The sequence below is a fragment of the Labrys sp. HAY1-8F genome (assembly GCF_056754975.1).
In genome coordinates this window covers 486872-512432 of record NZ_JBPGWZ010000001.1, presented here as the reverse complement: position 1 = coordinate 512432, position 25561 = coordinate 486872, and the positions used below count along the sequence as shown (strand labels likewise).

Sequence of the window (25561 nt, the reverse complement as noted above, 5' to 3'; positions counted from 1 at the left end):
TTCTTAGCCGAAAAGTCTATCGACTTTTCTGGAAAATGCTCTTGGGAGGCAGCAATGTCTACGACTGACAACGCCATCGATCCCATCACCTTCGAGGTCGTGCGCAACAAGCTGCAGGCGATCACCGAGGAACAGGCGATCACGCTCAAATCGGTCTCCGGCTCGCCGGTGGTGACCGAGGCGACCGACTTCAACAACGGCCTCTATCTCGCCGATGGCTCGATCGTCACCATGGGTCCGCAGGTGCTGTTCCACACCGGCACGATGTCCTCGGTCATCCGTTCTATCAATGCCGAGTTCGCCGAGAATCCAGGAATCCGCGAGGGTGACATGTTCATCCTCAACGATCCCTATCGCGGCGCCATCCATCAGCCCGACGTCTCGATCGTCGCGCCGATCTTCCACCAGGGCCGCCATGTCGCCTGGGCCGGCTCCTGCGCCCACCAGCTCGATGTCGGCGGCATGAGCTTCGGTTCCTGGGCCATCGGTGCCACCGAAATCCAGCAGGAAGCCATGCTGCTGCCGGGCATCAAGCTCGTGGAGAACGGCGTGCTGCGCCAGGATCTGTGGCAGATGATCATGGGCATGACCCGCCTGCCCCATGTTCTGGGCCTCGACCTCAAGGCGATGATTGCGGCCAACACCGTGGCGGCCCGCCGCCTGGTCGAACTGATGGACCGCTATGGCGGCGACACGGTCGAGACCATCATGGCCGAGGAGATCGCCAGTTCCGAGCGCCAGATCCGCCAGGCCCTTTCAGCCCTGCCCGACGGCGTCTTCCGGGCGCGCGACTATATCGAGCATGACGGCCACGAGAACGTGCTCTACCGCGTCTGTGTCACCGCGACCAAGAAGGGCGACCGCCTCACCCTCGACATGACGGGGACCTCGCCGCAAGCGCCCGGCTTCATCAATTGCACGGCCTCGGGCATGCGCGGCGCCGCGCTCACCGGGCTCCTGCCGATCCTCGCGCCGCGCATTCGCTGGAACGAGGGCATCCTGCGCGCCGTCGATTTCGTCGCGCCCGAAGGCATCTTGTGCAACGCCTCCTGGCCGGCTCCGGTTTCCTCGGGCACGATCTCGACGGCCTGGATCGTCCAGAACGTCGTCGTTGCCGCGCTGTCGCGCATGGTGGCCTGCTCGCCCGAACATGCCGGCGAAAGCCAGGCCGTCACCAAGGGCCACATGATGGTGATGACCCTGGCGGGGCAGGACCGCGACGGCGGGCCGTTCGGTACCTTCCTGCTCAACTCGACGGCGGGTGGTGGCGGTGCCTTCCCCGATCATGACGGCCTCGACGGCTCCGGCGATTTCTGCGTGCCGCGACCGGCCATCGCCAATGTCGAGGCCAATGAGGCGAACGGACCCTTCCTCTACCTTTTCCGTGCCTTCGTACCCGATAGCGGCGGCCCCGGCCGCCAGCGCGGCGGCGCCGGCGCCTCCCTCGCCATCGCACCTTATGGTACCGACGCCCTGCATGCCATGATGCTCGGCCATGGCGTGGAGGTGCCCAATGCGGTGGGCCAGTTCGGCGGCCTGCCCGGCGCCTGCGGCCGCAACGTCATCCGCCGCGACGCCGGCGATCCGGCCGCCCTCGCAGGCCTTGCCGGCGATCTCGACGAATTGCTGGCTGCCGGAGTCGAGCAGATCGGCCCCAAACCCGGCCGCATGCGTCTCACCTCGCGCGACGTGCTCGGCTATGCCTTCCAGGGCGGTGGTGGCTATGGCGACCCGCTGCTGCGCGATCCTGCCGCCGTGCTCGGCGATGTCGCGAACCGCCATGTCAGCCGCACGGCGGCGGCCGCCCAATATGGCGTGGTGATCGCGAAGGGCACAGTCGACCTCTCCGCAACCGAACAGGCCCGGGCCGCGATCCGCAGCCGGCGCCTGGCCGGCGCCACGCCCAAGCATGCTCCCGGCAAAGGGGAGTTCACCATCGCCGAGGGGCGCTTTGCCTGTGGCTGCGGTTGCGACCTCGGCCCCGTTACGGCGAACTGGAAGGACAGGGTGCGCAGTTATCGCATCGAGCCGGAGACCTACGGACCGCATATCCGCACGCATGCCGATCTCGAACTGCGCGAACATGTCTGTACCGCCTGCGGCACGCTGCTGGAAGCCGAGGTCGTGCGCAAGGACGAAGCTTCCCTGGTCACGCTACAGCTCGACGTCCACCAGAGCCAGCCAGAACACGCGGCGGCCTGATCCGGCCCGCAGGAAAGGAACCCATCATGCAATCTTACCCGTCACGCGGCGCCGTCATCGTCACTGGCGCCGGCCAGGGCATCGGGCGCCGGCTCGCTCTCACGCTCGCCGGCGAAGGCGTCGATGTCTGCATCGCCGACTGGAACGAGGACAAGGGCCGCGCGGTGGCCGAGGAAGACACGCCGGGCACCGGCCGGCGCCTGTTCGTGCGCACCAATGTCGCCGATGAGGCCAGTTGCCAGGGAGCCGTCGCGGCGGCGGTCGAAGCCTTCGGCGGTGTGTTTGGCCTGGTCAACAACGCCTCGATCTTCTCCACCTTGAAGATGCGTCCCTTCTGGGAAATCCCCTCCGACGAGTGGGACCAGGTCCAGGCCGTCAATCTCAAGGGCGTCTTCAACATGACGCGTGCCGCTCGTGAGGCGCTGGTGGCATCGGGCGAAGGCTCGGTGGTCAACGTGGCTTCCTCGACCATCCTGTTCGGGCGGCCCAATTATGCTCATTACGTCTCGTCCAAGGCCGGCGTGATGGGTCTGTCGCGGGCCATGGCGCGCGAGCTCGGTGGCCACTCGATCCGGGTCAACACGCTGACGCCTGGCCCGACCTTCACGGAGGTCGAACGGGCGACCGTGACGCCCGAGCAGAAGGCCGCGATGATCGAGCAGCAATGCCTCAAGCGCGCCGGCGGCCCCGACGACATCGCCGATGCCATCGCCTTCCTGCTCTCCCGCCAGGCCCGCTGGATTACCGGGCAGCTCCTCAATGCCGATGGCGGCATGATCACCCATTGATGTCAGGCCACCCGCACGGGTGGCCGGAAAGAGCACGCAGACATGGCTTACGCGATAGAACATGACAGGATGCTGATCGGCGGCGAACTGGTGCACGCTTCGAGCGGGGAGTTCGACATTTCCATCAACCCCGCCACCGAGGAAGCGATCGGCCGTTCCCCGCGCGGCACGGCCGAGGACGTCGAGCGTGCCTTTGCCGCCGCCGATGCCGCCTGGCCTGCCTGGGCCGCCCTCACCCCGTCCGAGCGCGGAGCCCGCATGCGCGCCTTCGGCGAGGCCCTGCGCGCCCGCGCCGAAGAGTTCCTCAAGATCGAGGTCGCCGACACCGGCAACACCATCACGCCGATGCGCGGCGATGTCGGCCATGCCGTCGACAGCCTGACCTACTATGCCGGCCTCATTCACGAACTCAAGGGCGAGACCATTCCCGCCACGGCCGAGAATCTGCATCTGACCGTGCGGGAGCCCTATGGCGTGGTAGCGCGCATCGCGCCCTTCAACCATCCCTTGATGTTTGCCGTCGCCCGCACCGCCGCCATGCTCGCGGCCGGCAATGCGGTGATCGTCAAGCCGCCGGAGACGAGCCCCCTGTCGGCGCTGCTGCTGGCCGAGGTCGCGCGCGAGGCCCTGCCGCCGGGCGTGTTCAACATCGTCACCGGCCCCGGCGCCACGGTGGGCAATGCCATCGTCCGCCACCCCGGCATCAAGCGCATCGCCTTCATCGGTTCGCCCCAGACCGGACGCGCCATCCAGCGCTCGGCCGCCGAAGTGGCGGTCAAGCATGTGACGCTGGAGCTGGGCGGCAAGAACCCTCTGATTGCCTTTCCCGACACCGACCCCGAGATCATCGCGGCCGCTGCCGTGCGCGGCATGAACTTCAGCTGGCAGGGCCAGTCCTGCGGATCGACCAGCCGGCTGCTCCTGCACGAGGACATCCATGATGCCGTGCTCGAGCGCGTGGTCGAGAAGGTTTCCCACCTCAAGCTCGGCGATCCCTTCGATCCTGCCACCGACATGGGCCCTCTCAATTCACGCCTGCAATTGGAAAAGGTCGTTTCCTTTTTCGAAAACGCTAGGGATGACGGCTCGCGCCTGATGACGGGCGGCCGTAAGCCTCCAGGCGAGCGCTTCGCCAAGGGGTTCTGGGTGGAACCAACAGTCTATGCCGACGTCAAGCCCGGCATGCGGCTATGGCAGGAGGAGGTATTCGGCCCCATCCTGTCGGTTGGGCGCTGGAAAACGGTGGACGAAGCGGTGAACCTTGCCAACAGCACCGAATATGGCCTGACCGGCGCGGTGTGGACCAACGATATCCGCAACGCCCTCAATGTCGCCCGCAGGATCCGTTCCGGCCACGTCTGGATCAATGGCTGCTCCAACCATTTCCTCGGCGTTCCCTTTGGCGGCATGAAGAATTCCGGTGTCGGCCGTGAGGAAGGCATCGAGGAGATGATCTCCTACACCGAGGCCAAGACCATCAACATCATGCTGGGCTGAGCCGGCCGCGAAGGTCCATCAGGCGGGTTCGAGAAGACGGGCTTCCCGCTTGAGCCAGTCTATGAACAGATCGACGGCCTTCTTCCGTGCCTTACGCCGGGGCGCGATGAAGAAATAGGCGCTTTGCGTGACGATGGCTTCATTCGTGAGCCTGACCAGCCGGTTCTGGATCAGCAGATCCTCGACCAGCCGGCGCCAGCCGAGCGCGATGCCATGACCGTTCAAGGCGGCATAGATCGCCTCGGTATAGAAGCTGCAATGCATTCCCGAGGCTTTGCCGGGGGCCGCGACGGAGAACGCCGCAAGCCACTCGGCCCAATTGGTCCAGGTGGGGTCGGCGGTATCGTTGGTGATCAGAGGATAGCGCGTGAGCTGGGCGAGATCTCTGATCTCTCCGATCTCCTGCGCATAATCGGCACTGCAGATGGGAAAGATCTCGTCGCGGAAGAGAAATTCGGCGTCACTGTCAGGCCAAAAACCGCTCCCGAAACGGATGGCCAGATCCACGTCCTCGCCGTCGACCTTGATGGCATTGTCCTGCGTGATGATGCGCAGCCTGATGTTGGGATGGGCTTTCGAGAAGGAGGCAATGCGGGGGAGAAGCCAGAAATGGGAAAAGGCTATCGTCGCCGCGATGGCAAGATCGTCTTCCGCCTCTTCCTTCGACCAGTCCGAGATCGTCTCCGCAATGAGATTGAAGGCCGTCGAGGTCGTGGACGAAAGCTGCTTGCCCTTCTCGGTCAATTCGACCCGCCTGTGCAGGCGCCGGAACAAGGGAAAGCCGAACATATCCTCCAGGAGATGGATCTGGCGGCTGATCGCCGCCTGGGTGACGCCCAGTTCCGCGGCCGCCCTGGTGAAACCGCCCAGGCGCGCCACCGCCTCGAAGGCGGTGAGAGCGGTGAGCGGAGGAAGCTTTCGCCGCAGATTGGCCATGACCTACAGCCCTCGGGAATTCTGACGCGCCGAATGCACCGCGATGACGGTGGCGTCACCCGATACGCATTACATTGAGTTATGGGAAATGCAAACATTTGTGCCGTTGAGTGGGCGGTTTCAAGCGCGCAATATGGGAGGAAATCTGGTCAGGAAAACTCATGCTCAATACATTCTCGTCTGTGATTTCGCCCCTGCTGGATCAGCGCATGGCGGGCCATGCCCTTCCCGCCGGCCTCTACACGCGCGAGGATGTCTTCAAGGCGGATCTGGAGGTGTTCTTCCGCCGGCACTGGATCTTTGTCGGGCTGGAGTGCGACGTCCCCGAGCCGGGCGATGCTCATGTGCTCGATCTCGGCAGCTCCAGCATCATTCTGCTGCGCGACGACGACGGCCAGATCCGGGTGCTTCACAATGTCTGCCGCCATCGCGGCGCCCGCCTGCTCGACAGCGGCACTTCGATCGTCTCCAAGCTCGTCTGCCCCTATCATCAGTGGACCTATGAGCTGTCGGGCGAACTCGCCTACGCCCCGCATATGGGTATGACCTTCGACAAGACCTGCTGGAGCCTCAAGCCCGTTCACTTCCGATCGATCGGCGGGCTGATCTATGTCTGCCTTTCGGACAATCCCCCCGAAGACATCGGCACGCTCGAGACCGTGATGCGGGAGCGCCTGGCGCCCTACGACATCGCGAACAGCAAGGTCGCCTTCCAAAGCGAGATCATCGAGAAGGGCAATTGGAAGCTGACCATCGAGAACAATCGGGAATGCTATCACTGCTCGTCCAATCACCCCGAGCTCTGCGTCTCCTTCATCGATCTCGATTTCGGCTTCGATCCGGCCAGCCTGAGCCCCGAGGACCGGGAAGAAGCCGAGAAGCACCAGGCTCTCTACGAGGCACGCACCAAGGCCTGGGAGGCTGAAGGCCATCCCTCGGCACCAGTCGAACAACTCGTCGACTGCGCCACCAATTTCCGCACCCAGCGCCTGATCATCGCGGGTGCCGGCGAGTCCCAGACGCCGGATGCCACCGCCGCCTCCTCCAAGCTGCTTGGCTCGATGACGCGCAAGGATCTCGGCGACGTCCATCTATGGGGCCATAATTGCTGGCATCATTTCATGGGCGACCATGCCGTGAGCACCCTGATCATTCCGCTCAGCGCCGACGAGACCCTCGTCCGCACGAAATGGCTGGTGCACAAGGACGCCGTCGAGGGCCGCGACTACGATCTCGACAAGCTCACCAATGTGTGGCTCGCCACCAACGAGCAGGATGCGCAATTGGTCGCGCGTTCCTATTCGGGGGTTCTGGATCCGGCCTATGAGCCCGGCCCCTATTCCCCCTTCACCGAAGGCCAGCTCGACAATTTCGTCAGCTGGTACATCGATCGGATGCGCGCCAATGGCTACTGACGGCTCGCTGCAGGCAGGTGCAGGCATGACCATTGCTCCCCACGCCGAAGCGTTCGACCTGCTCCTCTGCGTCGATGTCCATGACGAAACGCATGACGTGAAAAGCTTCACCTTCCTGTCGCCCGAGGGAAAGGCCTTCGATTTCGCGGCGGGCCAGCACCTGTCGCTCGAGCTGGAGATCGACGGCTTGCCCGAAAGCCGCTGCTACAGCATGTCTTCCTCGCCGGCGAGGCGGAAGGCCATCACCGTCACGGTGAAGCGCACGGAAGGCGGCCGCGTCTCGAACTGGCTGCACGACAATCTCGTCCCCGGCATGACGGTCAAGGCCTTGGGGCCGCTTGGCGCTTTCGTGCGGCCAGCAGCCGCGCCGGCCAAGCTCGCGCTGCTGTCGGGCGGCTCGGGCATCACCCCGCTGATGTCCATCGTCAGGGATATTGCCGATTCCGCGCAAGCCGCGGACGTGGTCTTCGTCCATGCGGCGAGGACGCCGCGCGATCTCGTCTTCCGCGACGAGCTTTGCGTGCTGGCGAACCGGCTGAAGGGCCTGCGGCTGCTCCTGCTTCCCGAGCAGCTCATCGGCGAACCGTCCTGGCCGGGATTGACCGGGCGGATATCCAAGGCGTTCCTGTCGCTGGCCATCCCGGATCTCACCGAGCGTGTCATCATGTGTTGCGGCCCGGCGCCCTTCATGCAGGCCGTCCGCTCCTTCAGCGCCGAATTGGGCAGCCCGGCCCACAATTACTACGAGGAGAGCTTCGACGGTGTCGGCGTCGAGGAGCCGGCTGCCGATATCACGCCGCAGGCGAGACTCTTCAAGGTCGAGTTCGCCAAGCAGTCGCGGACCATCGAGGTAGCCGGCGAGCAGACGGTGCTGTCGTCAGCCAAGAAGGCGGGCGTTCGCCTTCCCTCGTCCTGCGCCAATGGCCTCTGCGGCACTTGCAAATCCAGGCTCGTCAGCGGCAGCGTCGACATGCAGCACAATGGCGGCATCCGCCAACGCGAGGTCGAGGCGGGCTTCTTCCTGCCCTGCTGTTCCAAGCCGCTGAGCGACCTGGTGATCGACAGATAGCTCCAATCCATGACCCGGCCGTTCTCGACTGGATGATGTCGAGGGGCGGCCCTTTCGACTGACTGCTCGGAATCGGATCCGCTATCCGTTGGCCTTCGGGGCAATTCGCAGCGGCTTTGTCCTACCCCGCATCGATCAAGCGTTTGACCACCCTCCCGTCCATGAGCAGGAGGGTGGTCAAACGCGTTTATCGTCGCCATGGTTTACCGCGCCGGCATGCTGAGGCACCATCTGTGCTGCGATGGATCGGAAAGGCGCGTGAACGTCTGTACAATTATGTCTACTAAATAGACACAATTGACGCTATGCTCGACATTCATGTGCATTTCGCCTGATCGCCGATTTGCCGTTTGATGGAGGGGGCGTCATGGAGCAGGTTTTGGGCGAAACGGGCTGGCGGGGCTCGGCCGAGGTCTGGCTGGAGGCGGCCTATGAACTCCTGCTCGAATCCGGGGTCAGCACGCTCAAGATCCTGCCTTTGGCCAAGAAGCTCGGCCTGTCGCGAACCAGCTTCTATTGGTTCTTCAAGGACCGCGAGGAACTCCTCGGCGCCCTGATCGAGCGCTGGCGCGACAAGAACACCGGCAATCTCGTCAAGCAGGCGCAGGCCTATGCCGAGTCGATCGCGGAAGCGATGCTCAATGTCAACGATTGCTGGATCGACAAGACGCTGTTCGACGCCCAGTTCGAATTCGCCGTGCGGAGCTGGGCCCTCGAATCGCCGGACATCCTCGCCGAAGTGCAAACTGCCGACCAGATACGCCTCGACGCCCTTGCGCAGATGTTCACGCGTTTTGGCTATACCGCGATCACAGCCGATGTGCGGGCCAGAACGACCTACCTCACCCAGATCGGCTATATCTCGATGCAGACGCAGGAAGACGTTGCCCTTCGCATGAAGCGCATTCCCGAATATGTCGAGATCTTCACCGGCGTAAGGCCGGAACAGCGTGAGCTCGACCGTTTCCATGCAAGGCATGGCTTCAAGTGAGAGCCTTGTTGCAAGGCCTGATCGACCCGGAGGGTCCTCAGGACTCCCTATCGGCCCGGAGCGCCCAGAAGGCGAATAGCGGCGTTGCGAGCGAGCGCATTGCATGCCGGATACCGGGCCTGTTGTAGAACGAGCCGCCGATACCCGGCGAAAACCAGTCTCCCTGCCCCTGACGGAACTCGCCGTCGGACAGCACCAGATAGACCTCTTCGGGAGCATGGTCATGGTCGGGATAGCGCACCTTCGGCGCCATCAGCGACACGCCGAGCCAGACGTCGCTGCGCTCCTCCAGGCCTCCGGGGCCCAGAAGCATCGCATTGGCGTGGCCGTCGTCGAAATTGCCGCTGGCGGTGCTGTCATTGTTCGGACGCCGGCGCCATTGGAGGTTGGGCTCGACCTCCCTGAAACGCTGCAGCAGCTTGTCGAGCGTGGCTTGGCCCGTTTCGATACCAAGGGCAACATCGAGCTGTTCGCAAACCGGCAGACGCCCGCCGGGGCCGGGCCGCACAGCGCCCGGTTCTTCCAACGCCGAGAAGATCTCGGCGATGGATTTCCGCGCCTTCGGATCCTGTGCAAATTGGCCGAAAGCTGCCTTGGCCGCATCGACGAAGTGCTGAAGGGCCGCGCTGCGCTGTGTCATTGAAAGCCTCTCCCAGTCCGGCAAGCATCGAAAGTCGTGGCACCGAGCTCAAAGATCCTTGGCCAGCCTAAGAGCATCATAGATGGCCGCATGGGTATTGCGAGCCGCAACCGCGTCCCCGATGCGGAAGAGCTGATACTTGCCCTCACCGTTGCGAACCACGGATTGGGGCTCCCCCGCGATCAGTTGATCATAAGACATCTCTCCGAGATTGCTCGAGGACGGCTTCAATTCGAAATAGAGATCGTCGAGCGGAATCGTTCCGTGATTGACGACGATCTGATCAAAGCTGCGCTGCCTGACAATGCCGCCATAGTCGCTGCCGATATGGGCAACCAGCAGGTTCCCGGACTTTTCGACGGCATGGAGGCGGTAGGTGACGGTGAAGGCGACATCCAGCTTCTGCAAGCTGCGCATATAGGGCACGAGGTTCATTGCCATGACTTCCGGCGCGAAGGAACGGTCGGGCGTCATGATCTCCACCTTCGCCCCGGCCTGCGCCAGCATCTCCGCCGCCTGCAATCCAGCGTGATCGCCGGCATCGTCGAAGATGAGCACGTTGGAGCCGGGCTTGACGTCGCCGGAGATGATGTCCCAGGCCGAGACGACGAGCTCGTTGCCCTTGGACAGCACCTCGGTGTGCGGCAGCCCGCCCGTGGCGACAACAACCACGTCCGGATTCTCGGCTTCGACCCTGTCGGCGTCCGCCCAGCTATCGAAATGGAAGGTCACGCCCAGCTTCTCGCACTGGCTCATGCGCCATTCGATGATGCTGATCATTTCCTTGCGCCGCGGGCTTTGGGCGGTGAGCCTGACCTGCCCGCCCGGCTTGCCTGCCGCCTCGAAGACAACGACCCGATGCCCCCGCTCGCCGGCGACGCGTGCCGCCTCCAGGCCTGCCGGGCCTGCGCCGATGACGACCACGGTCTTGCGGACCTTGGCTTGTTGCAGGGCATGCGGCATGGTCAGCTCGCGGCCGGTGGCCGGATTGTGGATGCAATAGGCGGCCCCGCCCTGATAGATGCGGTCGAGGCAGTAATTGGCGCCCACGCAGGGCCGGATGTCGTCCTCGCGCTTTTCGATGATCTTGCGCACCAAATGCGGGTCCGTCATGTGGGCGCGCGTCATCCCGATCATATCGACCTTGCCGGCGGCGATGGCGTGGCGTGCCGTGGCGACATCCGGAATCTTCGCGGCATGGAAGGTCGGGAATTGCGTCGCTGCGCGGATCTCGCCGGCGAAGTCCAGATGGGGCGAATTGGCCATGCCCTGGATCGGGATGACGTCGGTCAGCCCGGCATCGGTATCGATATGGCCGCGGATGACGTTGAGAAAATCGATCAGGCCGCTCTCCTTGAGGCGGCGTGAAATCTCCAGGCCCTCTTCCTTGGTCGTACCGCCCTCGAGCTGTTCGTCGGCAGTATAGCGCACGCCGACGATGAAGTCGGGGCCGACGCGCTCGCGGATGGCCTTCAGCACGTCGAAGCCGAAGCGCAGGCGATTTTCCAGCGAACCGCCATAGGGGCCTTCCAGCTCGTTGGTGAGCGGCGACCAGAACTGGTCGATGAGATGGCCATAGGCTTCCAGCTCGATGCCGTCCATGCCGCCGGCCTTCATGCGCTCGGCCGCATCGGCGAAGTCCTTGATGATCCGCTCGATGTCCCAGTCTTCCAGCTTCTTGGGAAAGGCGCGATGCGAGGCTTCCCTCTGGTGGGAAGGCGCCACGACAGGCAGCCAGTCGCCCTTGTCCCAGCGCGTGCGGCGGCCGAGATGCGTGAGCTGGATCATGACAGCCGCGCCGTGCTCGTGAACCGCGTCGGTCAGGTCCTTGAGCCAGGGCACGATCTCGTCCTTGTAGGCGAGCAGATTGTTGAAGACCGGCGGGCTGTCCTTTGAAATGGCAGCGGACCCCGCCGTCATGGTCATGGCAACCCCGCCCTTCGCCCGCTCCACGTGATAGGCCCGATAGCGTTCCTTCGGCATGCCGTCCTCGGGATAGGCCGGCTCATGAGAGGTCACGATGATGCGGTTGCGCAGCTTGAGATGCTTGAGCTGAAAGGGCTGCAGGATGGGGTCGTTCGACATGGCTCGGGATCCAGCGTTGCATGTGCCTCAAAAGGCTAGGCAGAATGTACACTGGTGTCAATCGACCTCTAACGGCCTAGTCATGTTTTTTGACAATGGTGTACATTTTTATTGCTTCTAAACGCGTGGCTATGGCAGCATGGGTTTCGTCCATGAGCGGCGACGCTTTCCGATAGGGGAGTTTGTGGTCGTTTCATTGCCAGGCATGGTTTCCGGCTGACCACATGAGCGGTTCACGATGAGCAGGCCCCTGAAAATCGGTGTGATCGGTGCAAATGGCTGGCTCGGCGGCGCCATCGTCCAGGCCCTGCTGGACGCCGGCCTGACATCGCCCGAGCATCTGGTCCTCTCCCTGCGCAGTGGGGAACCCGCGCGCTTTCCCACTGCGCGCTGGACCCGGGACAATCAGGATCTCGCCGACAGCGTCGATCTCATCATCGTCAGCGTGCGCCCGGCGGACTGGCCGGCGCTGAACGTCAAGGCTGCGGGTAAACTTATCATCTCCGTCATGGCCGGTATTTGCCTGGAACAGCTAATCTCGGGCCTCGGTTCTGAGCGCGCGGTGCGTTCGCTGCCCAACGCGGCAGCCGAAGTGCGGGCATCCTTCACGCCCTGGATCGCGTCCCCGGCGGTATCAGCCGAGGAGCGCCGCCTCGTCGGCCGGATTTTCGAGGCGTGCGGCAGGAGCGCCGAACTCGGGAGCGAGCGCGAGTTGGACTACCTGACCGGTCTTGCAGGCTCAGGCCCTGCCTTTCCGGCGCTGCTGGCGACGGCGATGATGCGCCATGCCACCGCCCACGGCATCGAAGCCGCAGTGGCCCGCCAGGCGGTGACCGCTCTTCTCGTCGGCACGGGACGGCTGTTCGAAAAGAACGGCGATGACCCAGAGAGCACCGTCGAGGTCTTTCTCGATTACCGAGGTACGACAGCCGCCGCCATCGAGGCGATGAAGGCGGGCGGCTTCGACCAGGCTGTCGGGGCTGGCCTCGCTGCGGCATTCCAGAAATCCATCAGCATGGGCCTGCCAGCCTAGCTGCAAGGGGCACGGTGACGGCGGCGCACCGACAGCCTGACAAAGCCGCCTGAAGCAGAGGGAAATGACCGTGAAGAAACTATTGTTGACGAGCTGCCTTGCTCTCGGCCTGGTCGGGCCGATGTCGCTGGCTCAGGCGGCCGAATGCGGCTCGGTATCCATTGCCAGCATGAACTGGCAGAGCGCCGAAGTGCTGTCCAACATCGACAAGTTCATCCTCAACAACGGCTATGGCTGCACCGCCGAGATCACGGTGGGTGACACGGTGCCGACGATCACCTCCATGGCCGAGAAGGGCCAGCCCGACATCGCGCCGGAAGCCTGGATCGATCTGCTGCCTGACGTGGTCAAGCGCGGCATGGACGATGGCAAGCTGGTGACGGCAGCGACCTCCCTGCCCGATGGCGGCGTGCAGGGCTGGTGGATTCCCAAATATCTCGCCGATGCCCATCCCGACATCAAGACGATCGGCGACGCCCTCAAGCATCCCGAGCTCTTCCCCGATCCCGAGGACTCCGGCAAGGGCGCCATCTACAACGGTCCGCAAGGCTGGGGCGGCACCGTGGTGACCGCGCAGCTCTACAAGGCCATCAATGCCGAGAAGTCCAATTTCAGGCTGGTCGATACCGGTTCGGCGGCCGGCCTCGATGGCTCGATCGCCAAGGCTTACGAACGCAAGAAGGGCTGGCTTGGCTATTACTGGGCCCCGACCGCCTTGCTCGGCAAATATGAGATGGTGCGCCTCGACCCCGGCTATCCGCGCGACGAGGCGGAGTGGAAGCGCTGCAACACCGTAGCCGATTGTGCCGATCCCAAGCCCAATTCCTGGGTTCCCGACAAGGTCTACACGCTGGTCGCCAAGAAGTTCTCCGAACGTGTCGCTCCCGATGTCATGGACTACCTGAAGAAGCGCGCCTGGCACAACGACACCGTCAACAAGGTGATGGCCTGGATGACCGACAACCAGGCCAATGGCGAGGACGGCGCCAAGCACTTCCTGAAGGAAAATCCCGACATCTGGACCCAGTGGGTGTCGCCGGCCGCCGCGGACAAGATCAAGGCCGCGCTCTGATAGCAAAAAGGCGGCGCGCGTCCGGCGCGCCGCTTTCGTGACGCCCATAGCAAAAACAACAGGGGCGCCGTCGCGGCGAAGAGGGGTTATCCGATGGAATGGTTCTACAAGTTTCCCCATATGAACGATGACAGCCTTCGCGACTTGAAGAAGGCGATCGACGAGGGGTTTCGCACGTTCACCCGCACCTATGGCGATGCCATCGAGAGCTTCTTCTCGCCGCTTCAGTATTTCCTGATGCAGGCCGAGCGCTTCATGACGCAGACGCCTTGGCCGATCATCACTTTGATCATCCTGGCCATCGCCTGGTTCGCCAGCCGCAGCTGGAAGGTGGTGGTCGCCTGCCTCCTCACCTTGCTGGCGATCGGCTATTTCGGCATGTGGGATGACACCATGCGAACGATCTCGATGATCTTCGTGGCGACGGTGCTTTCCATCGTGATCGGCATTCCCATCGGAATTCTAATGGCGCTCAATGACCGCCTCCAGAAGACGCTCAATCCGCTGCTCGACGTCATGCAGACCATGCCGAGCTTCGTCTATCTCATCCCCGTGGTCATGCTGTTGGGCATCGGCCGCGTGCCCGGCCTTATCGCCGTGGTCATCTACGCCATTCCACCCATCATCCGCCTAACCAATCTCGGCATCCGCCTGGTCGACAAGGATGTCCTCGAGGCGGCCGATGCCTTCGGATCCTCCGGCTGGCAGAAGCTCAAGAACGTCCAGCTCCCCCTCGCCTTGCCCACTATCATGGCCGGCATCAACCAGACGATCATGATGGCACTCGCCATGGTCGTCGTCGCCTCGATGATCGGCGTCCAGGGGCTCGGCCAGCCCGTGCTGAAGGCCATCGCCAACCAGTATTTCACCCTCGGCATCTTCAACGGGCTGGCGATCGTCGGCATCGCCGTCATCTTCGACCGGGTCAGCCAGGCCTATGGCCGCCGCCTCCAGAAGCATCGGGAGACGGTCCATGGTTGAGGGTACGAAGCAGTACGGCATCGAAATCCGCAACCTTTCGAAGATCTTCGGCCCGAATGCCAAGGCGATGGTAGAGCTTGTCCGGCAGGGAGCGACCAAGGCCGAGCTCAACGAGCGGCATCGCCATGTCCTCGGCCTGCGCAACATCAACATCAGCATGCCGGTCGGTGGCATCCAGGTGATCATGGGCCTGTCCGGCTCGGGCAAATCGACCCTCATCCGGCACATCAACCGCCTGGTCGATCCGACCGACGGCGAAGTACTGGTGGGCGGCGAGGACGTCGTGAAGATGAACCAGCGCGAGTTGCGCGAGTTCCGCCGCCACAAGACGGCGATGGTCTTCCAGAAATTCGCGCTGCTGCCGCATCGCACCATCCTGGAGAACACGGTCTACGGCCTCGAAATTCAGGGTGTGCCGCGCGCCCGGCAGGTCGAGGAGGCGATGCGCTGGATCGAACGGGTGGGTCTCGGCGGCTTCGAAAGCCGCTACCCGAACCAGCTCTCAGGCGGCATGCAGCAACGCGTCGGCCTCGCCCGCGCGCTCACCAACGACGCCCCGATCCTGCTGATGGACGAAGCCTTTTCCGCGCTCGATCCCCTCATCCGCATGGACATGCAATCCGTGCTTCTCGATCTGCAGCAGGAGATCAAGAAGACGATCGTGTTCATCACGCACGATCTCGACGAGGCGTTGCGGCTGGGTGACCGCATCGCCATCCTGCGCGATGGCGAGGTGATCCAGCAGGGTACCAGCCAGGACATCGTGCTCAATCCCGCCGACGATTACATCGAGAACTTCGTCAAGGAAGTGAACCGCGGACGCGTCATCCAGGTGGATGCGATCATGTCACCCCTCGTCGAGGGCTATGAGACGAAGGGCATGACGGTCTTGTCGGGCTCCACCCTGGAGGGCGCCATCCGGCTGCTCGCCCACCAACCACATGACGATGTCGCCGTCCTAGACCCGGCGGGCAAGCCCATCGGCGTGGTGAATCTCAGGCAGCTCGCGGCCGCCGTCGTGCCCTCGCACTGACGACCGGTCACCGCAGCAAGAAATCCGCGGGGCGGGGCGACAACCCGTGCCCCTCGGCAGCCCCCTCTCAACCCACCGGATGGCCACGGTGTCCAAACAGTTTCCCCGTCTGTTCTCATCCATCGCAATCGGCAAGCACGAGCTCAGGAACAGGATCGTTTTTCGGCGCCCACACCGCGAACATGGCGGTGAACGGGCTGCCGACGGAGCGCCATGCTGCCTATTATGCCGAGCGCGCCAAGGGCGGCGCCGGCATGATCGTGGTGGAGCCGATGCCGGTCCACCCCGCCGCCATTCTCACACGCGGCAATTTTCGCGTTTGCGACGACAGCGTCATTCCCGCCTTCCGGAAAGTCGTCAGCGCCATCAAGGACAACGGCGCCGTCGCCATCCAGCAGCTTTATCACATCGGCGCCCATGGCGATTCCGACAATTCATTCCATCCGCACTGGTCTCCCTCCGGGTTGCCGAGCTACCACGACAGCGACGGTTCCCATGCCATGAGCGAGGCCGAGATCCAGGAGACGATAGACGGCTTTGTGGAGGCTGCACGCCGATGCCGGGCCGCCGGTTTCGACGGCGTGGAGGTCTGGGCCGCCTATCTCGGCCTGGTCGACCAGTTCTGGACGCCCTGGACCAATCGCCGCGAGGACCAATGGGGTGGCACGCTGGAGAACCGCACGCGCCTGTCGAAGGAAATCCTTAGCCGCATCCGCAAGTCATGCGGTGAGGACTTCATCATCGGATTGGCCATCAGCGACGAGCCCGACTACAGCGTTGCGCTCAGCCGCGACGAACTGGCCGAAATCGTGAGCCTTCACGACCGGCAGGGCCTGATCGACTATGTCACCTGCGGTTCCGGCGGCTATCTCGACTTTCACAAGCTGATGCCGACCTTTCTCTATCCGGAAAAACTCGGCGCGGATCTGGCTGCCAGGATCAAGGCCGTCACGACGCATGCACTCGTCATTGCCGAAAGCCATATCCGCACGCCCGAAAATGCCGAGACTGTCCTGGGCGAAGGTTCTGCAGACCTTGTTTCCATCGTGCGCGGCCAGATCGCCGACCCGCATCTGGCCAGAAAGGCCAGTGAAGACCGGGCCGACGACATCAGGGGCTGCATCTCCTGCAATCAGATGTGCTGGGGACGCCGCTCGCGCGACTATTGGATCAGCTGTCTGATCAACCCCTCCGTCGGGCGTGAGTTCATGTGGGGCGGCGACCGTTTCGAGCCGGCGGCTGCAGCAAAGCACGTCCTTGTGGTGGGCGGCGGCCCGGCAGGCCTGGAGGCCGCTCGCGTCGCCGCCGAACGCGGGCACAAGGTGACGCTGGCCGAGGCCTCCAGCCGGGTGGGCGGCAATTTCCTGCTGGCTGGCCTGCAGCCCCGCCGTGCCCAGATCCTCGATCTTCTCGCCTGGTATGAGCGTCAGTTGCTTAAGCGCGGCGTCGATGTCCGCTTGAACTGCTACATGGAGGCCGAGGACGTGACGGCGATGGCTCCGGATGTCGTCATCCTGGCCACAGGCTCCCTTCCGCCCGACACCGGCTTTCAGAAAGCTATTCCGGCGGTCGAAACGCTGCCGGGCATCGACAAGGGCAATGTCTTTTCGATCGAGGCCGTCATGAGCCGCCAGGCCCGTCTCGGCAAGCGCGTGCTGCTGCTCGACGAAGGCGGCGGCTGGCGCGGATGCGGAACGGCCTGGAAGCTGGCGGAAGAAGGCCACGAGGTCACCATCCTCACGCCGGATGCCTTTGTCGGCAAGGAATTGCAGCGCACCACCGCCGATGTTCCCTTGCGCCGGACACTCAAGAAGCTCGGCGTTACCTGGCAGGTCGAGGTCAGCATTGCCGAGTGGCACGGCCGGGGCGCCACGATCATCGACCACAACAGCGGCGAAAGATCGTTCCTCGCAGCCGACAGCCTGGTACTCGCCATGACCAATATCCCGGCAAACTGGCTCGCCACGGACCTTGCGGCCCAAGGCGTTCCCTATGTCGAGATCGGCGATTGCGCCGCGCCCCGCCAGGCACCCTATGCCTTTTTCGACGGCCGAAAAGTCGCCCTCGGCCTTTGACCGGCTGCTGAAAAGCAAGGCGTAGCGTGCCGGCAGTCCTCTCGCCATCACCCTGTCCTTTCCCGAAGGCACCCGTACCCGGCCTTGCCAAGCCATTCAGACTCGTATATTGGCCTTGTTTAACGATAAACAAGGAGCGTGCTTTGCCCAAAACCCATACCGGCTTTCATGGGGTCTACCCGATGATCTATGCCTATTTCGACGCCGAGGGCGGACTGATCGAAGCCCCCGTGAAGGCTTCGGTCGAAGCGATGATCCGCCATGGTGTCCACGGCCTGGCCGTCCTCGGCCTCGCCTCCGAGGTCAACAAATTGTCTCGTGCCAGTCGGCTGCAGCTTCTCGATTGGGTCAGCGAGGCGAATGACGGGCGCGTACCGCTCAGCGTTACCGTGGCCGAGAACAATGTCGCCGGTCAGGTCGAGTTCGCCAGGCTGGCCAAGGAGCGCGGCGCCAACTGGCTGGTGCTGCAGCCTCCCCCGTCTCGCCGATCGACGAGTCCGAGCTTCTCGCCTTCTTCAGCGCCGTGATCGACAAGGTCGACCTGCCCGTCGGCATCCAGAACGCGCCGCAATATCTGGGCATCGGCCTCTCCAATGCCGGCCTCAGGGAACTCGCCCGCCGCCACGCCAATTTCCGCCTGGCCAAGACCGAAGGCAGTGCCGTTGCAATCGCCCGGTTGGTCGAAGAAACCGAGGGCATGTTCGACGTGTTCAACGGCCGCGGCGGCTTCGAGCTGCCCGACATACTGCGCGCGGGTGCTGCCGGTGTGATCCCAGGGGGCGAGAGCTTCGATGTCTTCGTCAAGGTGTATGACGCCATGCGGGCCGGTCACGCGGAAGAAGCAGAAAGGCTCTATCGCGAAGTTTTGCCGCTCATCGTCTTCCTGGAGGAGAGTATCGACCATCTGGTGACTTACGGCAAACAGGTCGCTGCCTTGCGCCTCAACGCGGACGCCGGCAAACCGGCTTTGCCCTCGACGGTGTGCACGCCCTTCGGCATGGCGGCAATCCGCCGCTTCGCGGACACCCTCGGCAAACTCTAAGCGTCTTGCGATTTGGCGGAATCGCCAGGGAGCGTTCCTGCTCCGGAGCATCAAGCCTTCCAGGCCGCGCAGAAGTGCGGCCCGGCCATAACAATCAAGCCATCAGACAGAACCAGAAGGGAAAGAGACATGACCGTTCGGATGACCCGCCGCCATTTTGCCGCCGCTCTCGCGGGCATGGCTGGCGCAGGCCTTATCGCCCCAACCATCGCCCGTGCAGAGACCGAGGATCTGCTCGCCCAGATCAAGAAGCGCGGCTTCCTGCGCGTCGGCACCTTCAGCATTCCGCCCGAGACCTGGATCGACATCGGCAGCGGTGAATGGAAGGGCATCGATGCCGATTTCACCAGGGCGATCGCCAAGTCGATCGGTGTCGAGGTCGATCCGGTCGTTCTCGTCCACGGTGCCCTTGCACCAGCCCTGGAGGCGGGCCGCGTCGACGTCATCGCCGGCCTCTACCGCACCGCCGAGCGCGAGAAGGTAATGGCCTACAACAAGGTGCCGTTCTGGTACGGCATCGACGTGCTCGTCACCCGCAAGGAAGGCGGTATCGACAAGGTGGAGGATCTCAAGGGCAAGGTCATCGGCACGGTACGCGGCTCGGCCCAGGAGCTGGAAGCGGAAGAATTGAAGAAGCGCTTCGGCGCCCAGGACATCCGCAAGTTCGATGCCGCCGACCCCATGCTGCTCGATCTCAAGGCCGGCCGCCTCGATGCAGCGATCTGGTGGGGCTATACCTTCGACTATGCCGTCCAGAAAAACCCGTCCTATGACTTCAAGGTGGTGGAATATCTCCCGCCCGAATATCTGGGCAGCGAAAAACTGCCGGCGACGCATTACGTCTTTGCGCGCAAGGGCACGCAAACTCTGGTCGAGGCCTTCGATGCCGAGATCCGCCGCTTGCAATCGGCCGGCGAGGACAAGAAAATCATGGAAAATTACGGCCTGAGCAACCCAGCCTATATCACCGGCGTGCTGAAGTGATGCCCACGGGAACGCGACGCGACTTGCATGTGGCGTCGTGTTCCCTGTCCCTGGATCAAAGTGCGGTTTCTTCGGACCGAACCTTGCTCTCCACCTCCTTGTTTCAATGCATTTTCTTGATCAAGAAGTCTGCCGGCTTCTTTGGAAAATGCTTTGGCGACTGACCTTTTGTCCGGAGTCCCCGCTCATGGCGGATTTTCTCGACCTCGCCCAGCGCTACTTTCCCTATACCCTGCGCGGCGCGGTGGTGACCCTCGAACTGACCGTGTTGTCCCTGGTCGGCAGCATCATTCTGGGCCTGGCTCTCGCTTTGGCGCGCATGAGCCCGATGCGCTGGCTGAAGGTCATTGCAGGCATCTATATCGAACTCGTCCGGGCCACGCCGGCCCTGCTGCAGCTCTTCATCATCTATTTCGGCCTGACCAGCTTCGATATCCGCCTGGGTCCCTTCGCCGCGGCGGCGCTTACCCTCGGCCTGATCGGCGGCGCCTATGCGGCCGAGGTGTTCAGGGCCGGCATCGAAGCGGTCGATCGCGGCCAGTACGAAGCCGCGCGCAGCCTCGGCATGCCCACGCCGCTCGCCATGCGGCGCATCATCCTGCCCCAGGCCGCCGTACTGATCCTGCCGCCGTTCACAAATTTCGTCATCGCCATGATCAAGGATACCTCGCTGGCGCTGACGATCGCCGTGCCTGAGATCATGTACCGCTCCTATGACGCGGCCAGCCAATCCTTCCGCAGCCTGGAAATCTACGTCATGGCCGGCGTCATCTATGTCGCGATCTGCCTGCCGCTGTCGCAGCTGGCCAAAGCGCTCGAACGGCGAAAGGCCCCCCGATGACCGAGATCCTGACGCTTCAGGGCCTGCGCATGGCCTTCGGCAGCCATGAGGTGCTGCGCGGCATCGACCTATCGGTCGCCGAAGGCGAAAGCATCGCCATCATCGGGCCGAGCGGTTCGGGCAAGAGCACGCTGCTGCGCTGCCTCAACCGGCTGGAACAGCCGACTGGTGGACGAATGACCTTCGAGGGCCGAGAATTCACGCCGGCCTCCGACGTCAATGCCTTGCGCATGCGCATGGGCATGGTGTTCCAGCACTTCAATTTGTTTCCGCACATGACAGCGCTCGGCAACGTCATCGAAGCGCCGGTTCATGTCCGCAAATTGCCGCGTGAGACCGCGATCTCGCAGGCAAAGGCGCTGCTGGCCAGGGTGGGTCTCGCCGACAAGGCCGACGCCTATCCCTCGCAACTGTCGGGAGGGCAGAAGCAGCGGGTTGCCATTGCTCGCTGCCTGGCGATGGAACCACGCCTGCTGCTCCTCGACGAGGCGACGTCGGCGCTCGATCCGGAACTGGTCGGCGAGGTGCTGGCGGTGATCCGCGACCTCGCCCGGCAGGGCATGACCATGCTGATCGTCACCCATGAAATGGGCTTTGCCCGCGACGTCGCCGATCGGGTCATCTTCATGGATGGCGGCGTGATCATCGAGCAAGGTCCACCTGCGCAGATCTTCGGAGCCCCGCGCAACGAAAGGCTGCGGCGCTTCCTGCACGCGGTGCTCGAACGCGACGCCCCCTGAGCCACCCGGCGACAGTTTGAACATCGTACCGAAAAATCGGCGCCATGTTCAGAAAATTATGCAACAACAATGAGTTAAATAGAAATTCGTTCACAGAGAAACGCTTTATTTCTATAACTCATTGTTTTAGAAATATTTTTGCGATCCAGCCGTTGCGGTGAAGGCGCTGCACACTTTGGCTATCCCATTTGACAAGGAACGGACATGTCGACCAGCTTCAGGCCCGATTACCACGTCGCAATCACCGGTGCCGCGAGCGGCTTGGGGGCTGCCGCGGCCCGCCATCTCGCCGCGCTCGGTGCGACGGTGGCCTGTCTCGACATCGACGAGGCAGGCGCCGCAAGGCTGGCGGCCGAAATCACCGCCAGCGGCGGCAAGTCACTGGCGGCCCGCCTCGACGTCAACGATCCCGCCAGCGTGGAAGAGGTCTTCGCCAGGCTCGACCAGCACCTGCCCACTTTGGATGCCCTGGTCAATTGCGCCGGCATCACCGGCACCACCAACATCAAGGCGCATGAGGTGGACCTGGCCGATTTCGACCGGGTGCATGCCGTCAATTTGCGCGGTGCCCTGATCATTTCGCAGGCGGCCCTGCGGCGGATGCTGCCAAAGGCCTATGGCCGCATTCTCCACGTCGCATCGATTGCCGGCAAGGACGGCAATGCCGGCATGACCGCCTATTCGGCGACCAAGGCCGGGCTGATCGGCCTGGTCAAGTCGATGGGGAAGGACTATGCCACGGCCGGCATCACCGTGAACGCGCTCGCGCCCGCCGTCATCCGCACGCCACTGGTGGAGGCCCTGCCCCAGGCAACGATCGATTACATGACCGCCAAGATCCCGATGGCGCGCTGCGGCGAACTCTCCGAAGCCGCCGAGATGATCGCCTGGATCGTCTCACCAGCCTGCAGCTTCACCACGGGCTTCACCTTCGACCTCAGCGGCGGTCGCGCCACCTATTGAGATGCGGCCTGCCTGCTTCACGCCGCCTGCGCAAATCGCCTCTCGCCCTCCCCGACCAAGTCCCTGTCGAGCTCGAAGCCAAGGCCCGGGCGCTGGAGAGCCTCGATCCAGCCCTGCTTCGGATCGAGGTCGGGCGAGGTCACGATATCCTTTTGCACCAGTTGCCACATGATCTGGTTGCCGTCGTCGAGATTGGGGATGGCGAGCGCGATATGATGCTCGGCACAGGTGGTGATGCCGGTGGTGAAGGAACTGTGGATGCAGATCTTCAGACCCGCCGCCTCGGCGACCGCCGCCGCCTTCAGCATCGGCTGGATGCCGCCGATCTCGCGTGGCCCGATACAGATCATGTCGGCGGCGCGCTGGCGGCAGATCTCATAGACATCGTAAAGCGTGAAGGCCGCCTGGTCGGCGACGATCGGAATGCCGACGGCTGCGCGCACATGCGCCATCGCCGGAATGCTCCAGCTTGCCGTCGGCTGCTCGATGAACTCGATCTCGAACCTCTCGAGCTTGCGGCACATGTTGATCGCCTCGTGCACGCCCCAGCCTTCATTGGCATCGAGCCGCAGGCGCGCATCGCCAATCTCCCGGCGCACCGCCGCGGTAATTTCCAGGTCGAGCTTCTCGCCTCGGCCGACCTTCAGATAGAAGACGCGCTCCCCGCGTTGGCGGCCCGCGGCAGCGTCCCGCGCCAGCTCCTCGGCAGTCTCTCCCTGCAGGAAATAGAAATAGCCGACGGCCTTGCTGTGGGCCCCACCCAGGAGCCGATGCACCGGCAGTCCCGCAAGTTTGCCTTGCAGGTCCCACATCGCCATATCTACACCCGAGAACATTTGGTTGGCGGCGCGCATGATATTGGCGCCGTGACCGAGATATTCCTGGTGGAAGATGCGCGCGATCAAGGGCGCGACGTCATAGGGGGACTGCCCGACCAGATGGCTCGCCACCCGCCTGAGGATCGCCGCCGTTCCCGCCTGATCCGGCGCCACCGTGCATTCGCCAATGCCGACCATGCCATTGTCGGCCTCGATCTCGATCAGATTGACGGCGAAATTCTCCCTGATGCCATAGGACCAGTGATAGGGCTGCTTGAGGGGCAGCACCAGCGGCCTGACGCGCACCTGCGAGACCTTGACCATATTGCTCGTTCCTTCCTGATATAGATGCGAGTGGCGTTGCCGATGCGGGGCCTATGCTCGTCCGTCGGCAGCTAGCGTCGAGAGAGCCCGGGTTATGCGCTCCATCGCGGCCCTCGCGCGCGATGCCGTGTTGCGGGCTCGCAGGAAACTGTGCGGCAGGCCTTCCTCCTCATGCCAGGAGGCGGGGACGCCCTCGGCACGCAACCGGTTGCAATAGATCTCGCCATCGGAGGAAAGCGGATCACATTGGGCCGTGAAGACGTAGGTCGGGGGCAGATGCCCGAAGCTTGAGCTCGCCAGCGGCGTGAAGCGCGGATCGGCGCTGCAATCGATGCCGCCGGTACGCATGCCGCGATAATAGATGACGTCGCGGGTCGTCAGCAGCGGTGCGTGGGCATGGGTCAGATAGGAACCCTTGTCGAAATCGGCTCCCAGAAGAGGATAGATCAGCACCTGCCCGATCGGTCGCCGCCCCTCTTTCCCCACATGATCCGCCAGGCAGGCGGCCAGATTGCCACCGGCGGAGTCGCCCGCCAGCACAACCGGGGGCCCGAGGCCGGCCGTCACCCAGCCATAGACGGCAATGGCATCCTCCAGCGCTGCCGTTCCCTTATGTTCCGGAGCCAGGCGATAGTCGACCGAGACGACCGTCAATCCCGTCGCTGCGCAGAACTCGGCACAGACATCATCATGGCTGTCGAGACCGCCGAGGACGAAGCCGCCACCGTGAAAATAGAGGATCGTCGCTCGACCATTGCCTCCCTCCGCCGAATAGATCCGGATCGGAATGGCATGGCTCGGTGTCTCCACAGCCGTGGTTTCGATGGCGATGCCGGGCGGCCGGCCGGCATGAAAGGCCTGGGCCATCCGGTCGTAGACTTCCCGGTTGCGTTCGATCGACCAGTCGACGGCTTCAGGCGGATAGAAGCTGTTCGTCCGGTTGATGAAATCCCAGGTTTCGGCATCTATGAGGCAGGTGTAGTCTGGCGTCATCATCGGGTACCGCAAGCAGAAAAAATTCGATTTTCAGCAATAATTCGGCTGTTATTGGGAACTCAATCGATCCGCAGGATTGGCATCGCAATAACAGTCATTCATCGTTCAAGTCCAAGAGCCATCAGAATTAAAGCAACCCCGCCTGCTTGAGATAGGCCTTGGCGACATCCTCGATCGCCTTCTTGTGGACGTCGACCTCGCCATTCAGAGCCTGCATGGTGGCGTCGTCCAGCTTGGCAGATAGCGCTTCGAGCGTGTCTTTCAGGTCCGGATGCGCCTCGAGTGTGGCCTGCCTGACGACCGGGGCGAGCGCGTAGTTCGGGAAGAAACCCTTATCGTCCTTGAGCAGGGTCAGCTTCATGGCGGCGATGCGCCCATCGGTGGCGCCGACCGTGGCGACGTCGATATCGCCGCTGGCGAGGGCGTTGTAGACCAGCCCGATCTCCATCGGCCGAAGATTGGCACGCCCCGCCTTGAAGCCGTATTTTTTCTCCAGGCCGATCAGGCCGTCCTCGCGTTTGGGAAACTCCGCCGTGGCCCCAAGCAGGACCGGCTTGCCATCCTTATAGGCGGCGGCGAGATCGGAGAAGGTGACCAGGCCGTCCGTCTTGGCATTATCAGGCCGGATCGCCAGCGCATAGGTGTTGTTGGCCTTGGACGGCGCCAGCCACACCAGCCCCTTGGCCCCATCGAGCGTCTTCACCCTGGCATAGGTTTCCTGTGGCGACAGCGGCTCCGTCACCTTGTTGAAGGTCACCAGCGAGGTGCCCGTATATTCCCAATAGAGATCGACCTGCCCGTTCTCCAGGGCTGATCGCACGATGTTGGTGCCCATGCCGTCTTTCTTGTTGACGGTATAACCCTTGCTTTCCAAGAGCTGCCTGGTCATTTCGGCGAGCAGGAACTGCTCGGTGAAATCCTTGCCGCCGACCGTGAGCGTGGCGGCAAAGGCGGTCGTGGACAACACGAAGGAGGCCGCGACGCACAAGGCGGCGATCGCGCGCTTGCGCAGAATGCTGATCATGATCTGGTTCCT

General features: G+C 63.3%; 22 protein-coding genes and 1 pseudogene. 17 read left to right on the top strand and 6 right to left on the bottom strand.

Features of this window, described 5'->3' with window-relative positions:
* The first annotated feature begins 54 nt into the window (after positions 1-54).
* Genes ACR9ZN_RS02375 through ACR9ZN_RS02365 form a run of 3 tightly spaced genes read left to right on the top strand, consistent with a single transcriptional unit; the run spans position 55 to position 4487 of the window.
* Positions 55-2202, top strand: a complete 2148-nt coding sequence (locus tag ACR9ZN_RS02375; RefSeq protein WP_481271257.1) for a hydantoinase B/oxoprolinase family protein — start codon at positions 55-57, stop codon at positions 2200-2202.
* A gap of 26 nt (positions 2203-2228) precedes the next feature.
* Positions 2229-2990: an SDR family NAD(P)-dependent oxidoreductase gene (locus ACR9ZN_RS02370; protein ID WP_434960938.1), complete on the top strand. Its 762-nt coding sequence runs from the start codon at positions 2229-2231 to the stop codon at positions 2988-2990.
* A gap of 42 nt (positions 2991-3032) precedes the next feature.
* A complete protein-coding gene (locus ACR9ZN_RS02365; protein WP_481271256.1) occupies positions 3033-4487 on the top strand; it encodes an aldehyde dehydrogenase family protein in 1455 nt (484 codons plus the stop codon).
* Between the two features lie 18 nt (positions 4488-4505).
* On the opposite strand, the gene ACR9ZN_RS02360 is transcribed toward ACR9ZN_RS02365, so the two are convergent.
* Positions 4506-5423, bottom strand: coding sequence for a LysR substrate-binding domain-containing protein (locus tag ACR9ZN_RS02360; RefSeq protein WP_481271255.1), 918 nt, complete (start codon positions 5421-5423; stop codon positions 4506-4508).
* Between the two features lie 161 nt (positions 5424-5584).
* On the opposite strand from ACR9ZN_RS02360, the gene ACR9ZN_RS02355 reads away from it, so the two are divergent.
* From ACR9ZN_RS02355 to ACR9ZN_RS02345, 3 genes are all read left to right on the top strand, one after another.
* Complete coding sequence (locus tag ACR9ZN_RS02355; RefSeq protein ID WP_481271254.1) at positions 5585-6838, top strand: aromatic ring-hydroxylating oxygenase subunit alpha; 1254 nt, start codon at positions 5585-5587, stop codon at positions 6836-6838.
* Positions 6839-6863: 25 nt separating this feature from the next.
* Positions 6864-7907, top strand: coding sequence for an FAD-binding oxidoreductase (locus ACR9ZN_RS02350; protein WP_481271940.1), 1044 nt, complete (start codon positions 6864-6866; stop codon positions 7905-7907).
* Between the two features lie 367 nt (positions 7908-8274).
* A complete protein-coding gene (locus ACR9ZN_RS02345; protein WP_441773691.1) occupies positions 8275-8898 on the top strand; it encodes a TetR/AcrR family transcriptional regulator in 624 nt (207 codons plus the stop codon).
* 37 nt (positions 8899-8935) lie between these two features.
* Here ACR9ZN_RS02345 and ACR9ZN_RS02340 read toward each other — a convergent pair whose 3' ends face one another.
* Entirely contained in the window at positions 8936-9538 is a 603-nt protein-coding gene (locus tag ACR9ZN_RS02340) for a dimethylsulfoniopropionate lyase (protein ID WP_481271253.1), read from the bottom strand.
* A 48-nt stretch (positions 9539-9586) separates the two neighbouring features.
* Positions 9587-11623, bottom strand: a complete 2037-nt coding sequence (locus ACR9ZN_RS02335; protein WP_481271252.1) for an oxidoreductase — start codon at positions 11621-11623, stop codon at positions 9587-9589.
* Between the two features lie 238 nt (positions 11624-11861).
* Here ACR9ZN_RS02335 and ACR9ZN_RS02330 point away from each other — a divergent pair, with 238 nt between their 5' ends.
* The 11 genes and pseudogenes from ACR9ZN_RS02330 to ACR9ZN_RS02280 all read left to right on the top strand — a co-directional run bounded on the left by ACR9ZN_RS02330 (position 11862) and on the right by ACR9ZN_RS02280 (position 22387).
* Positions 11862-12656 carry a pyrroline-5-carboxylate reductase family protein gene (locus ACR9ZN_RS02330; RefSeq protein WP_434960945.1) on the top strand — a complete coding sequence of 265 codons (795 nt, stop codon included), beginning with the start codon at positions 11862-11864 and terminating at the stop codon, positions 12654-12656.
* Between the two features lie 70 nt (positions 12657-12726).
* Positions 12727-13728 carry an ABC transporter substrate-binding protein gene (locus tag ACR9ZN_RS02325; protein WP_454818187.1) on the top strand — a complete coding sequence of 334 codons (1002 nt, stop codon included), beginning with the start codon at positions 12727-12729 and terminating at the stop codon, positions 13726-13728.
* Positions 13729-13821: 93 nt separating this feature from the next.
* The gene (locus ACR9ZN_RS02320; RefSeq protein ID WP_434960947.1) at positions 13822-14709 is read left to right on the top strand and encodes an ABC transporter permease; all 888 of its coding nucleotides are present in this window, start codon (positions 13822-13824) and stop codon (positions 14707-14709) included.
* The gene (locus tag ACR9ZN_RS02315) at positions 14702-15742 is read left to right on the top strand and encodes a quaternary amine ABC transporter ATP-binding protein (RefSeq protein WP_441773687.1); all 1041 of its coding nucleotides are present in this window, start codon (positions 14702-14704) and stop codon (positions 15740-15742) included. Before ACR9ZN_RS02320 ends, ACR9ZN_RS02315 begins: the two co-directional genes overlap by 8 nt.
* An 88-nt stretch (positions 15743-15830) precedes the next feature.
* Positions 15831-17817: pseudogene (locus tag ACR9ZN_RS02310) on the top strand (oxidoreductase).
* Positions 17818-17960: 143 nt separating this feature from the next.
* Entirely contained in the window at positions 17961-18344 is a 384-nt protein-coding gene (locus ACR9ZN_RS02305) for a dihydrodipicolinate synthase family protein (protein ID WP_481271251.1), read from the top strand.
* Positions 18341-18859 (top strand): dihydrodipicolinate synthase family protein, encoded by a 519-nt coding sequence (locus ACR9ZN_RS02300; protein ID WP_481271250.1) that lies wholly within the window; start codon positions 18341-18343, stop codon positions 18857-18859. Before ACR9ZN_RS02305 ends, ACR9ZN_RS02300 begins: the two co-directional genes overlap by 4 nt.
* 129 nt (positions 18860-18988) lie before the next feature.
* Complete coding sequence (locus ACR9ZN_RS02295) at positions 18989-19843, top strand: substrate-binding periplasmic protein (RefSeq protein WP_434960951.1); 855 nt, start codon at positions 18989-18991, stop codon at positions 19841-19843.
* A 187-nt stretch (positions 19844-20030) separates the two neighbouring features.
* Complete coding sequence (locus ACR9ZN_RS02290) at positions 20031-20684, top strand: amino acid ABC transporter permease (protein WP_481271249.1); 654 nt, start codon at positions 20031-20033, stop codon at positions 20682-20684.
* Positions 20681-21424, top strand: coding sequence for an amino acid ABC transporter ATP-binding protein (locus tag ACR9ZN_RS02285; RefSeq protein ID WP_441773685.1), 744 nt, complete (start codon positions 20681-20683; stop codon positions 21422-21424). Before ACR9ZN_RS02290 ends, ACR9ZN_RS02285 begins: the two co-directional genes overlap by 4 nt.
* 204 nt (positions 21425-21628) lie before the next feature.
* Positions 21629-22387: an SDR family NAD(P)-dependent oxidoreductase gene (locus ACR9ZN_RS02280; RefSeq protein WP_481271248.1), complete on the top strand. Its 759-nt coding sequence runs from the start codon at positions 21629-21631 to the stop codon at positions 22385-22387.
* Between the two features lie 17 nt (positions 22388-22404).
* Here the strand turns inward: ACR9ZN_RS02280 and ACR9ZN_RS02275 are convergent, their stop codons facing one another.
* The 3 genes from ACR9ZN_RS02275 to ACR9ZN_RS02265 all read right to left on the bottom strand — a co-directional run bounded on the left by ACR9ZN_RS02275 (position 22405) and on the right by ACR9ZN_RS02265 (position 25549).
* Entirely contained in the window at positions 22405-23529 is a 1125-nt protein-coding gene (locus tag ACR9ZN_RS02275; protein WP_481271247.1) for a mandelate racemase/muconate lactonizing enzyme family protein, read from the bottom strand.
* A 51-nt stretch (positions 23530-23580) separates the two neighbouring features.
* Positions 23581-24522: an alpha/beta hydrolase gene (locus tag ACR9ZN_RS02270; RefSeq protein WP_454819321.1), complete on the bottom strand. Its 942-nt coding sequence runs from the start codon at positions 24520-24522 to the stop codon at positions 23581-23583.
* Between the two features lie 130 nt (positions 24523-24652).
* Entirely contained in the window at positions 24653-25549 is an 897-nt protein-coding gene (locus tag ACR9ZN_RS02265; protein WP_441773683.1) for a glycine betaine ABC transporter substrate-binding protein, read from the bottom strand.
* Between the last annotated feature and the right edge of the window lie 12 nt (positions 25550-25561).